Raw genomic sequence first — 15,414 nt, forward strand, 5'->3', positions numbered from 1 at the left:
GCGGGCGGCGCCGTTCGCGTAGATTGCGGGACAGTCGACGCGCGAGGGGACGGAACACCAGGTGACAGGCGTAAGGCAGGCCGTCGGCGAGGCCCGCAGGATCGTCGTCAAGGTGGGTTCCTCGTCCTTGACCACCGCCTCCGGAGGGCTCGACGCGGACCGGGTGGACGCCCTTGTGGACGTCCTCGCCAAGATCCGCAGCGGGGGAGAACGTGAGATTGTTCTCGTTTCCTCCGGCGCCATCGCGGCCGGTCTCGCCCCGCTCGGACTGCGCCGCCGCCCCCGGGACCTCGCCCGCCAGCAGGCCGCCGCCAGCGTCGGCCAGGGCCTGCTCGTCGCCCGCTACACCGCCTCCTTCGCCCGCTACGGCGTCCGCGTCGGCCAGGTGCTGCTCACCTCCGACGACATGAGCCGCCGCGCCCACCACCGCAACGCCTCCCGCACCCTCGACGAGCTCCTGGCGATGGGCGCCCTGCCGGTCGTCAACGAGAACGACACCGTCGCCACCGACGAGATCCGCTTCGGCGACAACGACCGGCTCGCCGCCCTCGTCGCCCACCTGGTCCGCGCCGACCTGCTGGTGCTGCTGTCGGACGTGGACGGTGTGTACGACGGCGACCCCAGCAAGCCCGGCACCTCCCGGATCGCGCAGGTGCGCGGACCCCAGGACCTCGCGGACGTGGAGATCGGCAGCACGGGCAAGGCCGGCGTCGGCACCGGCGGCATGGTCACCAAGGTCGAGGCCGCCCGGATCGCCGCCGCCGCGGGCATCCCCGTGGTGCTCACCAGCGCCGTCCACGCGGCCGAGGCGCTGTCCGGCGGGGACACCGGCACCTACTTCCACGCCACCGGCAAGCGGTCCGCCGACCGGCTGCTGTGGCTCCAGCACGCCTCCACCCCGCAGGGCTCGCTGACCCTGGACGACGGCGCGGTGCGGGCGGTCGTGGACCGCCGCAAGTCGCTGCTGCCGGCCGGGATCGCCGCCGTGGAGGGCGAGTTCAGCGCGGGCGACCCGGTCGAGCTGCGCGACAGCACCGGGCGGGCGGTGGCCCGCGGCCTCGTCAGCTTCGACGCCAAGGAGATCCCCCAGCTCATCGGACGCTCCACGCGCGAGCTGGCCCGCGAACTCGGCCCGGCCTACGAACGCGAGGTCGTCCACCGGGACGATCTCGTCCTGCTGGAGCCCTGACCCGGCCTCCGTCCGAAAACGGGGTGAACGCCCCGGCAAAGGTGTCGCCCTCAGGTGGACGTTCCGCAAAAGTGCCACAGAACTGCTTGCGGACTGCTCAACTTTGTCTCAGGGACATTCCGTGCGAGCACTGCTCGACCGTGGGACGAAGGAGGCCGTCGTGAGACGAGTGCGCCCTGGGGCGGCGGCGTCCGGCGGTGGAATCGGCGGTTCCTCCTCCCGGGCGGCCGGTGAGGAGCGCGCCCTGACCAGCGTCGCGACCGGCGAGCTGGCCGGGGGAGCGAAGCCGGCGGACCTGCCCCGGCTGTGGCACGTCACCCTCAGCGTCTCCGGCGAGGAAGCCCCGCTGAAGGAGGTGCGGCGCGCCCTCGAACAGCTCGCCCACGACCACCCCTTCCTGCTGACCAGCCGCTACGCCCACGACCACGCCGAGATCCGGTACTGGGAAGAGGCCCGCGACCTGCACGACGCGGCCGCCGTGGCGCTGCGCCTGTGGGGCGAGCACCGGCAGAGCGCCGGCCTGCCGCCCTGGGAGATCGTCGGCCTGGAGGTCATCGACCGGGAGACCTACCACCAGCGCATCGCCGAGGGATACGGCCCGCCGCCCGCCTCCCCGGTGGGTGTGCACCCCTACTGACACCGCCGCGTCGAGCGCCCCTGGAGAACCCCTTTTGCGTGAGCTTCGGACGGCTTGTCTCGCGGTGTGGGACATCCCGTGAACCGGCCCGTCCCGCGCACTACGCTTCCCTCATGACCACGCTCTCGCCGTACGACTCGATGACCCCGGTCACCCAGGCCGCCTACCGCGCCAAGGCAGCCGCCGCCGACCTCGCGCCGCTGCCGCGGTCCGTCAAGGACGACGCGCTGCTCGCCATCGCGGACGCGCTGGAGGTCCGTACGAGCGAGATCGTCGACGCCAACGCCAAGGACGTCGCCGCCGCCCGCGAGGCCGGCACCAGCGAGGCGATCGTCGACCGGCTGACGCTCACCCCGGAGCGGGTGCGCGCCATCGCCTCCGACGTGCGGGACGTCGTCGCGCTGCCCGACCCGGTCGGCGAGGTGGTGCGCGGCTCGACCCTGCCCAACGGCATCGACCTGCGCCAGGTCCGCGTCCCGCTCGGCGTCGTCGGCATCATCTACGAGGCCCGCCCGAACGTGACGGTGGACGCCGCCGCCCTGTGCCTGAAGTCCGGCAACGCCGTCCTGCTGCGCGGCTCCGCCTCCGCCTACGAGTCCAACACCGCCCTCGTCCGGGTGATCCGGGACGCCGTCGGCGGTGCCGGACTGCCCGCCGACGCGGTCCAGCTCGTGCCGGGCCAGAGCCGGGAGAGCGTGCGGGAGCTGATGCGCGCCCGGGGCCTGGTCGACGTCCTCATCCCGCGCGGCGGCGCCTCGCTGATCCGGACGGTCGTCAACGAGTCCACGGTCCCGGTCATCGAGACCGGCACCGGCAACTGCCATGTGTACGTCGACGCGAACGCCGACCTCGACACGGCCGTCGCCGTCCTGATCAACTCCAAGGCCCACCGGGTCAGCGTCTGCAACGCCGCCGAGACCCTCCTGGTCCACCAGGACATCGCCCCCGAGTTCCTGCCCCGGGCGCTGGAGGCCCTCGCGGAGGCCGGGGTCACCGTGCACGCCGACGATCGGGTGATGGCGTACGCCAAGGACTCCCGGGCGACCGTGGTGGAGGCCACCCCGGAGGACTGGGAGACGGAGTACCTCTCCTACGACATCGCCGCCGCCGTCGTGGACTCCCTCGACAAGGCCGTCGAGCACATCCGGCTGTGGACCTCCGGCCACACCGAGGCGATCGTGACGACCTCGCAGCAGGCCGCCCGCCGCTTCACCCAGCTGGTCGACTCCACCACCGTCGCGGTCAACGCCTCGACCCGCTTCACCGACGGCAGCCAGTTCGGCTTCGGCGCGGAGATCGGCATCTCCACCCAGAAGCTGCACGCCCGCGGCCCGATGGGCCTGCCCGAGCTGACCAGCACCAAGTACATCGTCACCGGCGACGGCCACGTGCGCCGCTGAACCACCGGGGCGCATATGCGGGGGGCACGCGCCCCCTGCCGTCTCACTGGGCGGATGAATTTCCGTACTCTCTGCCCAAATCGACCCCCCAGGTCTACTCTGGAGCCGTGCCGGAGGACGTGGGGGGTACGCCGTTTCCGGACGGCTGGGAGCCCGACGACGACCACGACCGCGGGGTGTCGGACGAAGAGTTCGCCTCCGTGGTCTTCGACGAGGCATTCGTCCAGGCGGCCAGGGCGCACGAGCCGACCGCCGTCGAGCGCCTGCTGGCCGCCGCCCAGGCCAGAGCGGAGGCCTCCGAGGCGGAGGCCCGCCGGGCCCACGGCCGGGGCGAGCGCTACGACGGATACGGCGCCGACCGCCGGGGCCGTTTCGGCCATGATCCCGACTACGACGACCTGGACGACACCGACGTCCTCGACGGCCCCTACGGCGCCCCGGGCACCTACGGCAAGCAGGTCCGCTGGCACCGTCCCGTCGCCTGGATGCTCGCCCTCCTGATGGGCATCGGCATGGTCGCGCTGGCCTTCACGGCGGTGTACCGGGGCGCGTCCTCGAACAACCGGGACCGGGTCCCGCCGCCGGCCTCCACGGGACCGGAGCAGGGCGGCGCGGTGGCGCCCTCCGCCTCCGCCGACCATTCCCAGCCGGCCATCTCGGCCGAGCCGCGTACCCCCTGAACGGACCCCGGCGAAATCCCGCCGTTTTTGGTGAGAACCTGTCAGAAGTTGGCGTAGAGCGGGGCGTTTACCCGAGCTTCCGGAGGCCTACGCTGAAGATATGGGAGGGCCTGGAGACCCCCCTGAGGGGACACCCGAGGGCGGACCCGCAGGGGGCGAGGAGGAGTACCGATCCGTCGTCTTCGACGAGTCGTTCGTCCGCGCTGCCCGGCTCCAGGAGCTCTCCGCCCAGGAGCGCATCGACGATCACGCCCCCGCCGTACGCCGCCTGCCGCCCATGCGCCGAGGTCTGTCCCGGCAGGCGCTGATCCTGGTCCTGCTGGTCGCCGTCGCCTTCGGGACCGCGATCTACATGGGGGTACGGCACCCTTACCAGGACGCGGCGCAGCCGGGGCCCGTCGAGCCGCTGCGGATGACCGTGATCCCGCTCGCCCCGCAGGGCGAGGTGCCCGGCTCCACCGACACCGAGTCGCTGTACGCGCACAGCCCCGCCGCCCAGTACCGGATCGGCGCCGAGGGCGTCCCGCTGCCCGCCTCCTGGCCCACCGCGCACTTCTCGGACGGCCAGGTCGTGAACGCGCTCACCATCGCAAAGGACTACATCGTCCGCTCCGCGCTCTACCCCGAGGTCGTCGTCGGCGAACAGGTCCGGCCGGTGCGGGTACTCCTCGACCCGGACCAGCTCGACCAGTTCGACCAGAGCTTCGACCACCCCGCCGCGGACGGCCGGCACGCCCCGACCGGCTGGATGGTGCGCTTCGACCCGAACAGCGTGGAACTCGCCGACCGCAAGATCCGGGTCCAGGGCACGCTCACGGCCGCCGAGAGCGACGCGTCCACCCTCGAGGTCACCGCCGACCACACCTTCGTGTACGCGCTGCGGCCGGCCGGCGCCCCGGAGGCCGAGGCGTCCCTGTTCACCGTCCGGCGCGAGCTGCACTTCCGCTTCGACCGCGACGACCTGCGCATGCGCCAGACCCAGCTGATCGTCTCCTACGTCCAGGCGGGCCCGCTGTCCTGCGCCGACGACTCGGCCGACCGGCTGCGCCCGCTGCTGGCCGGCCAGACCGCCAGGGCGGGCGGACCGGCCGGCACCGACCCCTACGCCACGGGGAACGCGACGGCGCTGTGCGGCTCGCTCGCGACGAGCGCCCAGCCGAAGGTGTGAGCGGCCGGCCGTTGCTGTGCGCGGCCCGCCGGCCTACTCGCCGTCCCGCGGCGGCGGAGGCGTGTCCGTGGGCGGCCGGTCCTGCGGCGCGGAGCCCGCGAAGCCGCCGAAGCCGCGGCGCACCCGGCCGCCGAGGTCGCCCGCCCCGCCCGCGATGTCCGTGACCAGCTTCATCAGCGGGTCCTTGGAGGACTTCACCTGCGTGGCGTAGTGCGTCGCCGACTCGCGCCAGGCGTCCGACACCGAGCTGTCCTTGTCCTCCGAGCGGCGCGGATAGTGGCCGTCCATGATCCGCTGGTAGTCCCGGGACTCGGCCCACCGCTTCAGCTCGGCCGCCCGGACCGTGGTGAAGGGGTGGGAGCGGGGCAGCACGTTCAGGATCTTCAGCACCGAGTCGCGCAGGTCGCCGCCCGCCTCGTACTCCTCGGCCTGCTTCAGGAACGCGTCCACGTTCATCTCGTGCAGGTGGTTGCCGCCCGCGATCTTCATCAGGCCGCGCATGGAGGCCGTCAGGTCCTGCCCGACCAGCAGCCCCGCCCGGTCCGCGGACAGCTCCGACTTGCGGAACCACTCGCGCAGCCCGGTCACGATCGCCATGATCGCCACCGTGCCCAGCGGGATCCAGGCGACCCGGATGGCGAGGTTGGTCAGGAACAGCAGGACCGTCCGGTACACGGAGTGCCCGGACAGCGCGTGCCCCACCTCGTGCCCGACGACCGCCCGCATCTCCTCCTCGTCGAGCAGCTCGACGAGCCCGGTCGTGACCACGATGATCGGCTCGTCCAGACCGATGCACATGGCGTTCGGCTGCGGGTCCTGGGTGACGTACATCGGCGGGACCTTCTCCAGGTCCAGGATGTAACAGGCGTCCCGCAGCATGTCGTTGAGGTGCGCGAACTGCTGGTCCGAGACCCGCACCGAGTCGGACAGGAACAGCAGCCGCAGGCTCCGCTCGGGCAGCAGCCCGCTCAGCGCCTTGAAGACCGTGTCGAAGCCGCTGAGCTTGCGCAGCGCCACCAGGGCACTGCGGTCGGCCGGGTGCTCGTACGCACGCGAGGAGATCCCGGGGAAGCGCCTGCGCTGCCTGCTCGGCACGTGCTCGTGCCCGTCGTGCTGGTGGCCGTCGTCGGACATGTGGTCCCCCATGTGCGTCTGTGTGGCCGTGTGCGGCCCCTTCGGGCCCCCGGAGCGGGCTCCAAGCCTAGGCGGAGTTGCCGTGGACGGGCAGTGGAGCTCAAGGAGCCGCGCGACCTCACCGCGTGGGTCCCGTTGCCGGGGTACAAGTCGAAGGACGAGCGAGCCGCCGGATAAGTTGCCTCGCCGCGGGAGCGCCCCTGTCGCGGCGTGCCCCAACGGCGGAGTCGGCGTGAGCGGCGCGGAGCCGCCCGCTTACGATGGGCCGACATCTTTATCCCGCCCACACCCGAAGGTCCTGCCGAAGATGAGCTTCCCCAGCACCGCTGCCCAGTTGGTCACCCTCGCTGCCGAGGGCGGAGAGCACGGCGGCAACCACGAGAGCCTCGACCCCCTGGTGACGGGCGGCGCCGCGTTCGTCATCCTGATGCTGCTGCTGTGGATCACCACCCGCTTCAACCGCGACCGCTGAAGCCCGGCCCCGGGGGTCTGGCGGCCGTGGCCCGCGAGCCGGGCCGGTAGGGTCTGCACGCATGGGAGAGCAGGACATGCCTACCGGCCCGGACAGCGGCCCGGCGAGCCCCGGCAAGCGCCGTCTCGGCGTCATGGGCGGAACGTTCGACCCGATCCACCACGGGCACCTGGTGGCGGCCAGTGAGGTCGCCGCGCAGTTCCACCTGGACGAGGTGGTGTTCGTGCCGACCGGGCAGCCGTGGCAGAAGAGCCACCGCACCGTCTCCCCGGCCGAGGACCGCTACCTGATGACGGTCATCGCGACCGCCGAGAACCCGCAGTTCTCGGTGAGCCGGATCGACATCGACCGCGGCGGCCCGACCTACACCACGGACACGCTGCGCGACCTCAAGGCGCTCAACCCGGACACCGACCTCTACTTCATCACCGGCGCCGACGCCCTCGGCCAGATCCTGACCTGGCGGGACACGGAAGAGCTGTTCTCCCTCGCGCACTTCATCGGGGTCACCCGGCCCGGCCACCACCTGGCCGACCCCGGGCTCCCGGAGGGCGGTGTCTCGCTCGTCGAGGTTCCCGCCCTCGCCATCTCCTCCACAGACTGCCGTGCGAGAGTCGCCAAGGGCGACCCGGTCTGGTATCTGGTGCCGGACGGAGTCGTGCGCTACATCGACAAGCGCGAGCTGTACCGCGGCGAGTGAGCCGAGAGGGGCACCGGTGAACGACCGATACGACGCGGGGTCCGCGGGGTACGGGGCCGACCAGCAGTACGAGATCGTCGGCTACGACGAGTACGGGCGGCCTGTCTACCAGCAGGTCCAGCAGTCGCAGCAGCCCCTTCAGCAGCCGTACGACCCCTACGCTCAGCAGGGTTACGGCTACGACCCGTACGCGACCGGCCAGCAGCAGCCGGTGCAGTCGTACGACCCCTACGGGCAGGCCGCGCCCTACGACCCCTACGGCCAGGCCGCGGCCAGTGGGCAGCAGCCCCGGGTCGCCGAGCAGACCGCCTACATCCCGCAGCAGGCCGGGCCCGTGGCGGAGCCGGACGAGCCCGCGCGGGACCAGCGGGACCACCGCACCGAGCAGTTCGCCTTCGTCGAGGACCCCGAGGGGGACCCCGAGGACGTCATCGACTGGCTGAAGTTCACCGAGAACCGCACCGAGCGCCGCGAGGAGGCCCGGCGCCGGGCCCGCAGCCGGATCGTCGCGCTGGTCGTCGTCCTGGCGCTGTGCGCGGCCGGCGGCGTGGGCTACCTCTGGTACGCCGGGAAGCTGCCCGGGCTCTCCTCCTCCGGCGACAAGACCGGCACTGCGACCGCCGGCGGCGCCCAGAACCGCGATGTGGTCGTGGTGCATCTGCACGACACCAAGAGCGGCGACACCGCGACGGCCCTGCTCGTCGACAACACCACCACCCGGCAGGGCACCACCGTCCTGCTGCCCAACTCCCTCGCCCTGACCGGCGACGACGGCACCACCAGCACGCTGGCCAAGTCGGTCGAGGACGACGGCTCCACCGGCACCCGGGAGGCGCTCGACACGGTCCTCGGCACCGAGATCCAGGGCACCTGGCGGCTGGACACCCCCTACCTCCAGAACCTCGTCGACCTCGTCGGCAACATCGACATCGACACCAACACCGACGTGCCCGACCCGGCCGCCAAGTCCAAGGGCGCCGCCCCGCTGGTGAACAAGGGCGAGGCCCAGACCCTCAGCGGCAAGATGGCCGTCGCCTACGCCACCTACCGCGGCCCCGGCGAGCAGCAGAACGCCCAGCTGGAGCGGTTCGGGCAGGTCATGCAGGGGGTGCTGCGCAAGCTGTCCTCGGACGCGCAGGCCGCCACGGTCACCGTGCAGACGCTCCAGCAGATCCTCGACCCGTCCATGACGGACAAGGACCTCGGCACCTTCCTCGCCGAACTCGCCGACCTCGCCAAGGGCGGCGACTACCGGACCGCGCTGCTGCCGGTGCAGGACGACGGGACCCTGAGCGCCGAGACCAGCGCGAGCGTGGTCAAGGACGTCCTCGGCGGCACCGCGAAGAGCCCCGACCAGGGCGCGGCCGTCCGCGTCTCCGTGCAGAACGCCACCGGTGTGAAGGACAACACGGAGAAGGCCCGCGTGGTCCTGCTCAACGGCGGCTTCACCTTCCTGGAGGGCGGCACCGCCTCCGCCGCCCAGAGCGCCTCGAAGGTCCTCTACACGGACGCCGCCGACAAGGAGAACGCCACTGAGGTCGCCAAGACCCTGGGCCTGCCCGCCGGCGCGGTGGCCAAGGGCGAGGTCACCTCGAACGCGAGCGTCTCCGTGATCCTGGGCCAGGACTACGAGCCGTCGTCGGCGTAGGCCGGTGGGCCCGGTGCGCGAACAATCACGTGGGGCGCCGTCGGCGGTCGTGAGACCCTTGAGTCCTATCGACCGCCGACCGAAAGCCTTGTAGTGACCGCCACTGACCGTTCCATCGAGCTCATCCACACGGCCGCCCAGGCTGCCGCCGACAAGCTCGCGCACGACATCATCGCCTACGACGTCAGCGACGTGCTGTCGATCACCGACGCCTTCCTGCTGGCCTCCGCGCCCAACGACCGCCAGGTCAAGTCGATCGTCGACGAGATCGAGGAGCGGCTGAACAAGGAGCTCGGCGCCAAGCCGGTCCGCCGCGAGGGCGACCGCGAGGCCCGCTGGGTCCTGCTCGACTACGTCGACATCGTCGTCCACGTCCAGCACAGCGAGGAGCGGGTCTTCTACGCCCTGGAGCGGCTGTGGAAGGACTGCCCCGAGCTGGCGCTGCCCGAGGACGCCAAGGCCACCCGCGGCAAGGCCGAGGAGCACGCCAAGCTCCGGGCGGAGGAGGACGCCGCCGAGCTGGGAGGGCTCGGGTGAGCGCCTCCGCCGACGCCAGGCGGGGCCGCCGCGTCATCCTGTGGCGGCACGGACAGACCTCGTGGAACGTGGAGCGCCGCTTCCAGGGCACCACCGACGTCGCCCTCACCGAGGAGGGCATCGGCCAGGCCCGCCGGGCCGCCCGGCTGCTCGCCTCGCTCAAGCCCGACGCGATCGTCGCCTCCGACCTCCAGCGCGCCGCGCACACGGCCGCCGAGCTGGCCGCGCTCACCGGCCTGGACGTGACCCACGAGGAGCGCCTGCGCGAGACGTACGCGGGTGTCTGGCAGGGACTCACGCACGACGAGATCATCGCCCGGCACGGCGAGGAGTACGCCGCGTGGAAGCGCGGGGAGCCGGTCCGCCGCGGCGGTGGCGAACTGGAGAGCGAGGTCGCCGACCGGGCCGCCCCGGTGGTGCTGCGGCACGCCGAGAAGCTGCCCGACGACGGCACCCTCGTGGTGGTCAGCCACGGCGGCACGATCCGCACCACCATCGGCCGGCTGCTCGGCCTGGAGGCGCGGCACTGGGAAAGCCTCGGCGGCCTCTCCAACTGCTGCTGGTCCGTCCTCGGCGAGGGCGCCCGCGGCTGGCGGCTGCTGGAGCACAACGCCGGCACGCTGCCGGAGCCGGTGCTCGGCGACGACGACTGACCCGGATTTCACTTTCCGGCAGGTCGCAGGCTAAAGTTCTTCTTGTTCGCCCGGCCCGAGCAGGGAGAACGCGAGGGGCTATAGCTCAGTTGGTAGAGCGCCTGCATGGCATGCAGGAGGTCAGGAGTTCAATTCTCCTTAGCTCCACAGATCGACTTCGACGATCAGGATCCCATCCCCTCCGGGGGGTGGGATTTTTCGTGCACACTGATCCCGAACGGGCTTGAGTCACTTGGGACCGACCAGGCGTATACCTCTGTGGAGGCGCCCTGTGTCCCGACTGGTACTGAGGCGTCGCTGACCGTATTGGCCCGGCCGTGGCAGAATCAAACGGCCGGAAGGGGGCGCGGCCCGACGGGAGGGAGCAGTGATGCCTGCGAGCATCCTCGAAGAGGGCGGTCGCCCCTTCGACGCACGCTGGACACGGGACACGGTCACCCGCCTCAGCTGCCCTTCCTGCGGTTCCGTCCATGTCGCCCAGGTGCTCGGTGACAACGGCGGGATTTCCTACGTGTGCACGGCCTGCGGCCACAGCTGGAGCTGATCGATGGGTGCACACAGGCGAAAGTGTGACTGGTGCGGCAGCGGAACGCCGATCGTCCGCGACATGGAACCGGTCAATCCGGACTATCAGTACTGGTGCGAGGAGTGCGCGCGGGCGCTGATCATAAAAGGCGACCCGATCGAGACGTACCGCGAACTCGAGGGTGAGCCGATCTACGGCCGTCTTCTCGAGGAGCACTGCACGCTCAAGCGTTTCTACTCCTTCGTCACGGCCTGACGCCGGCCGGGGTCGCGCACCGTGACCCCGGCGAGCACGAGGAACAGACAGCCGGCGGCCCCGTACGGCGCGGACATGATCAACTCCCCGGTGTCCTGATGGAGTTCGGGGCGCCCCCTGCCGTGCGGCACCCACCACAGGGAGTACGAGCCGAAGACGAGCAGCCCGGCCGCGGTGGCGGCGCGGTACGCGCGCGTGCCGAGGAGCATCACGAGCGGCACGCACCACACCCAGTGGTGGGACCAGGACACGGGGCTGATCAGCAGGGCGGTCACCGCGCACGTCGTGACCGCCCAGGCGTGCTCCCCGCGCAGTTCCGCCGTCACCGCCACGGCGAGCCCTCCCGCGGCCACCAGGGCCGCCGCCACGGCCCAGGCGGCGCCGGGCTCCGGGGTGTGCAGCAGGCGCGCCAGGACACCGCGCAGCGCCTGGTTGGCGGTCTCCTCGGGGTGGCCGACCCGGCCCGCCTCGAACACCATGCGGGTCCAGAACCGCCAGGAGTCCCGGGGCAGGACGGCGGCCGTCACGAGCGTGACCGAGGTGAACGCGACGGCCGCCCCGCGCGCGTGCCGCAGCCAGGGGCCGCCGCAGCCGCCTCTGACGTGCGCGGCCACGCCGGTGGCGAGCAGGAACACCGCGAACAGCGCGGGAGTGAGCTTGACCGCGGCGGCGAGGCCGATGCCGACGCCGGCCCAGCGGTCGCCGGGGCGGCGGGTCAGGTCCCACAGCACCAGGACCGCGAGCAGCAGGTTGATCTGGCCGTAGCGCAGGGTCGTCCACACCGGCTCGCACCACACGGCGACCGCGGCGATCCACCAGGTGCCGCCCCCGCGCGCGTGGCCCACGAGGCGCAGGGACAGCCGTACGAACGCCACCAGGAGGGCGAGGTTCCCGGCCGTGCCCAGGGTGCGCATGCTCGTCACGTCGAGGAGGGTCAGCGGGGTGAACATCAGCGCGGCGAACGGCGGGTAGGTGGTGGGCAGTCGGGCCGCCGTCGCCCGCAGCGCGTAGAGGTCGCCTCCCTCGCGTACCGTCGCGCCCTCGGCCCGGTAGACCATCAGATCGATCATCGAGACGTCCGCGGTGCGCTGGGCCAGCCAGAACGCCGCGAAGGAGAGGACGCAGGTTCCCAGGGCGACCGGTGTCCGGCGGTGGACTGCGGAGAGCGCGAGCACGGTCACGGAAGCCGACATTAGCGGCCGTACCGGCCCGGAACGGAAACGATTTGGTGGTGCACCGGGTCGACCGGTAATGTTGGCGTCGCCGCCAGGGAAACCGGGCGGACCAGAACACGGGGCTATAGCTCAGTTGGTAGAGCGCCTGCATGGCATGCAGGAGGTCAGGAGTTCAATTCTCCTTAGCTCCACAGTGAGATCCCGCCGGATCGTGATGATCCGGCGGGATCTTTTTTGTGTGCGCGGGGCACGGCCGGGGGCCGCCCAGATCTCTGGACGGCCCGGTCGGTGGGGTGTTCAGCGGCCCAGGGCGCGGCGGGCGCGGCCCTGGGAGAGGACCGGGAGGTTGTTGCGGGTGGGGGCGCGCTCCGTCTGGTCCTCCAGGCGCAGGGCGAGCGCGGGGCAGCGGCGGACCGCGCGCAGCGCCTTCGCCTCGGCGTAGCGCGGCACTTGGGCCTGGGCGACGGTGGGGAAGCCGTCGGCGCCGAGTTCGAAGACCTCGGGGAGGATGTCCGCGCACAGGCCGTGCCCGCGGCACAGCGTCCAGTCGACGTAGATCTTCTGGCGGCTGGGGCCGTTGGTGTCTGACCCGCCGCCGGGGATGCCCGTCGGGGCCCTGCCCTCCGCGAAGAGCGGCAGCACGCCCTCCACGGGCCGTCCGCAGCCGTTGCCGAGGACATGGGCGGCGAGGTCGTCGGTGAACGCCTTGATGGTCGACTCCAGGAACATCGCCGAGCCGTCCGGGTGCGAACACGCGCCGCGCCGCTTCACGTTCCTCGCGACCTGCTTGAGCGCTTCGAGGGCGGCGGGCCCACCGCCGTTGAGGATGTCCTCCAGGCCGCGCGCCGCGGCCGGCAGGCCGAGATAGCAGGGGCCGCACTGGCCCGCGCTCTCCTCAGCCAGCCACTGCGCCACCCGCAGCGACTCGCCCAGCGGGCAGGTGTTCTGGGTGATCGGCAGGATCGCGCCCGCGCCGAGCGAACCGCCCACCGCGTCCAGGGAGTTGCGCGAGACGATCGCCTCGTTGACCGTCGCCGCGTCGATCCACTTGCCGTGGTAGCCGCCGGTCAGCACGCCCTGCGGCACCGGCGGGGCGCCTGCGAGCTGCAGGACGTAGCGCAGCGGGACGCCCGTGGGGACCTCGATCACCATCGGGCGGGCGACCGCGCCGGACACCGTCAGCATGACGGTGCCGGGCTCGTCGTACAGGCCGGTGTTGCCGTAGCGCTCCGGGCCGATGCGGGCGGCGATGGCGAGTTGGGCGAAGGTCTCGGCGTTCGACAGCAGGGTGGGTGCGCCGCCGACGCCGCTCTGGGAGGCGCTGATCTTGCGGCCGGGCGGGATCGCCGGGCCGCCGTCGATGGACCGGACCAGCGACGCCGCCGCTCCGGTGACCATCCGTACCGGATTGCGCTGCACGCGGGCGCGGAGCGCGGACCGGCGGCCGTTGCTGAGGCCGCGTTCGGCGAGCGCGGCCTCCATGGAGCGCTGGGTCGACTCACGGGTGACGCCCACCACGAGCGTGCGGGCACCCAGCGCCTCGGCGGCCAGCAGCGCGCCGTCCAGGATGAGATGCGGGGCACGGTTGATGAGCACCGTGTCCTTGCGGCAGGCCGGTTCGTCCTCGCTGCCGTTGACGACGACGACCGGCCTGACGCCGCGCTTGATCGCCGCTTCGGCGACCGAGCGCAGCTTCTTGTGGAAGGGGAAGCCCGCGCCGCCGCGGCCCTTCAGATTGATGCGTTCGGCGAGCTGCGCGAGCTGCTCGCCGCCCATCGGTTCGAGCGGCCCGTGCACCTTGAGGTGCATGGGCAGATCGAGTCGTTCGACAAGGTCGAAGCCCGACGTGAGCTGGGGAAGACCGACCACGCGGACTTCTGGTACGTCGGGCAGGGCCTCGTTCACCTATAGCCTCCGGAAGGCATGTTCCAAGGTTCGCCCGGACCCGGTGCGTCGAAGGACTCACCGGAGGGTGGTTCATTGGCGGGACCGCTGTTGTACGTGTCGTTGGGGTTGTACGTGCCGTAGAGGGTGTTCGACTCAGTGGTGTCGTACACATCACTTCCGCCGTACCCGCCGACGCCCGGATTGCCATAGGTCGGGATGTTGTATCCGGTGTCATTGAGGGGGTCGTAGGACGACGGGGGCGCCTCGCCGACGGGCGGGGGCGAGGGGATCGGCCAGCTTCCGGAGGTGCTGGAGCCGCTGTCCATGCGCGGCAGCGCCTCGGTGGGCTGCAGGTCCAGCGGCACGTGCATCGGCGTGTGCAGCGGCATGTCCATCGACAGGTCCATCCGCGCCGTCGGGTCGGCGGTGAAGGACTGCTGGGGGTGCGGGGGTGTGTTCACGGCGCGATAGGCGGCCGCGAAACCGTTCGCCGGTTCGGGGACGGAGGGCGCGGTCCGCCGGGGCTCGTAGCCGGGGAGCGCGGCGGACTCGGCGGCCCGGGCCCGGCTCGCGTCCAGGTCCTCGCGCGCCGAGCGCTCCGCGGTGGTCCCCAGGATCTCGGCGATCTTGTCGGCGACCCGGCGCTTGACCGGGCGGGGCGCCGCGCGCAGCGCCAGTGCGGCGCCGACGCCGACCAGGCACAGGCAGTACAGGAAGACGAAGACCGGCTTGGCCGCGCGGCCCGCGTACAGGCCGTGCACCAGGGCCGCGCACCAGGCCGGGTAGGCCAGCATGTGCATGGCCCGCCAGCGGGCGGCGACGGGGGCGGGGGAGGCGAAGGCGCCGCGCAGGGCGCCGGTGATGCCTACGAAGATCATCAGCAGCCCGGCCAGGGAGCCGAGCCCGACCAGGCCCTCGGGACCGGTGAAGCCGAGCGAGAAGGGAATCACGGCGGCGATCAGCTCGGTGTGGTCGAGCGCGAGCTCGGTCGTGATGTGCAGCAGCAGGAAGGCGATCGCGGCGACCGCCGTCGTGCGGTGCACGGCCTGGCCGATGATCCGCTGGCGGGTGTTCAGGAAGATCCGGTCCTGGGCCACCAGGCCCCAGATCACTGAGCAGCTCAGCGAGACGAGGGACAGCACGCCCGCGCCGAAGTTCAGGAACTCGCGGAATCTGTCACCTCCGACCAGCACGACCACGGGTATGAGCAGCAGAACGACAGCCGTCGCCGCCCCGTAGGCCGAACGGCCGGGCTGGGGAAGCGAGGTGGTACTACGTCGAGGGTTCATGGGGGCAACTCCGAGCGGTTCGGTAAAGCGGTCCCGCTGCCGCACTCTAAGTGGCTCCCCACAG

General features: G+C 71.8%; 16 protein-coding genes and 2 tRNA genes. 14 read left to right on the forward strand and 4 right to left on the reverse strand.

Features of this window, described 5'->3' with window-relative positions:
* Positions 1-61: 61 nt before the first annotated feature.
* From proB to ACWD11_RS26805, 5 genes are all read left to right on the forward strand, one after another.
* Entirely contained in the window at positions 62-1,189 is a 1,128-nt protein-coding gene (proB, locus tag ACWD11_RS26785; RefSeq protein WP_389416060.1) for a glutamate 5-kinase, read from the forward strand.
* A 169-nt stretch (positions 1,190-1,358) separates the two neighbouring features.
* Entirely contained in the window at positions 1,359-1,826 is a 468-nt protein-coding gene (locus ACWD11_RS26790) for a hypothetical protein (protein WP_451286183.1), read from the forward strand.
* A gap of 113 nt (positions 1,827-1,939) precedes the next feature.
* Entirely contained in the window at positions 1,940-3,226 is a 1,287-nt protein-coding gene (locus ACWD11_RS26795) for a glutamate-5-semialdehyde dehydrogenase (protein ID WP_451286028.1), read from the forward strand.
* Between the two features lie 107 nt (positions 3,227-3,333).
* Positions 3,334-3,906: an SCO2584 family spore wall biosynthesis protein gene (locus ACWD11_RS26800; RefSeq protein WP_451286030.1), complete on the forward strand. Its 573-nt coding sequence runs from the start codon at positions 3,334-3,336 to the stop codon at positions 3,904-3,906.
* Positions 3,907-4,006: 100 nt separating this feature from the next.
* Entirely contained in the window at positions 4,007-5,074 is a 1,068-nt protein-coding gene (locus tag ACWD11_RS26805) for an SCO2583 family membrane protein (RefSeq protein WP_451286032.1), read from the forward strand.
* Between the two features lie 33 nt (positions 5,075-5,107).
* Here the strand turns inward: ACWD11_RS26805 and ACWD11_RS26810 are convergent, their stop codons facing one another.
* The gene (locus tag ACWD11_RS26810) at positions 5,108-6,208 is read right to left on the reverse strand and encodes a M48 family metallopeptidase (RefSeq protein WP_451286034.1); all 1,101 of its coding nucleotides are present in this window, start codon (positions 6,206-6,208) and stop codon (positions 5,108-5,110) included.
* Positions 6,209-6,515: 307 nt separating this feature from the next.
* Here ACWD11_RS26810 and ACWD11_RS26815 point away from each other — a divergent pair, with 307 nt between their 5' ends.
* The 8 genes from ACWD11_RS26815 (at position 6,516) to ACWD11_RS26850 (ending at position 10,999) form a co-directional block, all read left to right on the forward strand.
* Positions 6,516-6,680, forward strand: coding sequence for a hypothetical protein (locus ACWD11_RS26815; protein WP_351983746.1), 165 nt, complete (start codon positions 6,516-6,518; stop codon positions 6,678-6,680).
* A 61-nt stretch (positions 6,681-6,741) separates the two neighbouring features.
* Positions 6,742-7,380: a nicotinate-nucleotide adenylyltransferase gene (gene nadD / locus ACWD11_RS26820; RefSeq protein ID WP_451286036.1), complete on the forward strand. Its 639-nt coding sequence runs from the start codon at positions 6,742-6,744 to the stop codon at positions 7,378-7,380.
* Between the two features lie 16 nt (positions 7,381-7,396).
* Entirely contained in the window at positions 7,397-9,028 is a 1,632-nt protein-coding gene (locus ACWD11_RS26825; RefSeq protein ID WP_451286038.1) for an LCP family protein, read from the forward strand.
* A 93-nt stretch (positions 9,029-9,121) separates the two neighbouring features.
* Positions 9,122-9,565 carry a ribosome silencing factor gene (gene rsfS / locus ACWD11_RS26830; RefSeq protein ID WP_389416066.1) on the forward strand — a complete coding sequence of 148 codons (444 nt, stop codon included), beginning with the start codon at positions 9,122-9,124 and terminating at the stop codon, positions 9,563-9,565.
* Positions 9,562-10,218, forward strand: a complete 657-nt coding sequence (locus ACWD11_RS26835; protein ID WP_451286040.1) for a histidine phosphatase family protein — start codon at positions 9,562-9,564, stop codon at positions 10,216-10,218. Before rsfS ends, ACWD11_RS26835 begins: the two co-directional genes overlap by 4 nt.
* A 74-nt stretch (positions 10,219-10,292) precedes the next feature.
* A tRNA-Ala gene (locus tag ACWD11_RS26840) sits at positions 10,293-10,365 on the forward strand.
* A 223-nt stretch (positions 10,366-10,588) separates the two neighbouring features.
* Complete coding sequence (locus tag ACWD11_RS26845) at positions 10,589-10,762, forward strand: hypothetical protein (RefSeq protein WP_389416068.1); 174 nt, start codon at positions 10,589-10,591, stop codon at positions 10,760-10,762.
* Positions 10,763-10,765: 3 nt separating this feature from the next.
* Positions 10,766-10,999, forward strand: coding sequence for a hypothetical protein (locus ACWD11_RS26850; protein ID WP_003976229.1), 234 nt, complete (start codon positions 10,766-10,768; stop codon positions 10,997-10,999).
* Here the strand turns inward: ACWD11_RS26850 and ACWD11_RS26855 are convergent.
* Complete coding sequence (locus ACWD11_RS26855) at positions 10,978-12,192, reverse strand: glycosyltransferase 87 family protein (protein WP_389416069.1); 1,215 nt, start codon at positions 12,190-12,192, stop codon at positions 10,978-10,980. The two genes, ACWD11_RS26850 and ACWD11_RS26855, sit on opposite strands and share 22 nt — an antisense overlap.
* 100 nt (positions 12,193-12,292) lie before the next feature.
* Here ACWD11_RS26855 and ACWD11_RS26860 point away from each other — a divergent pair.
* A tRNA-Ala gene (locus ACWD11_RS26860) sits at positions 12,293-12,365 on the forward strand.
* A gap of 106 nt (positions 12,366-12,471) precedes the next feature.
* Here ACWD11_RS26860 and ACWD11_RS26865 read toward each other — a convergent pair.
* A complete protein-coding gene (locus tag ACWD11_RS26865; RefSeq protein WP_389416070.1) occupies positions 12,472-14,079 on the reverse strand; it encodes an NADH-ubiquinone oxidoreductase-F iron-sulfur binding region domain-containing protein in 1,608 nt (535 codons plus the stop codon).
* A complete protein-coding gene (locus ACWD11_RS26870) occupies positions 14,076-15,350 on the reverse strand; it encodes a cytochrome b/b6 domain-containing protein (protein WP_389416071.1) in 1,275 nt (424 codons plus the stop codon). Before ACWD11_RS26870 ends, ACWD11_RS26865 begins: the two co-directional genes overlap by 4 nt.
* Positions 15,351-15,414 lie beyond the last annotated feature (64 nt).

Source organism: Streptomyces sp. NPDC002776 (genome assembly GCF_053592195.1).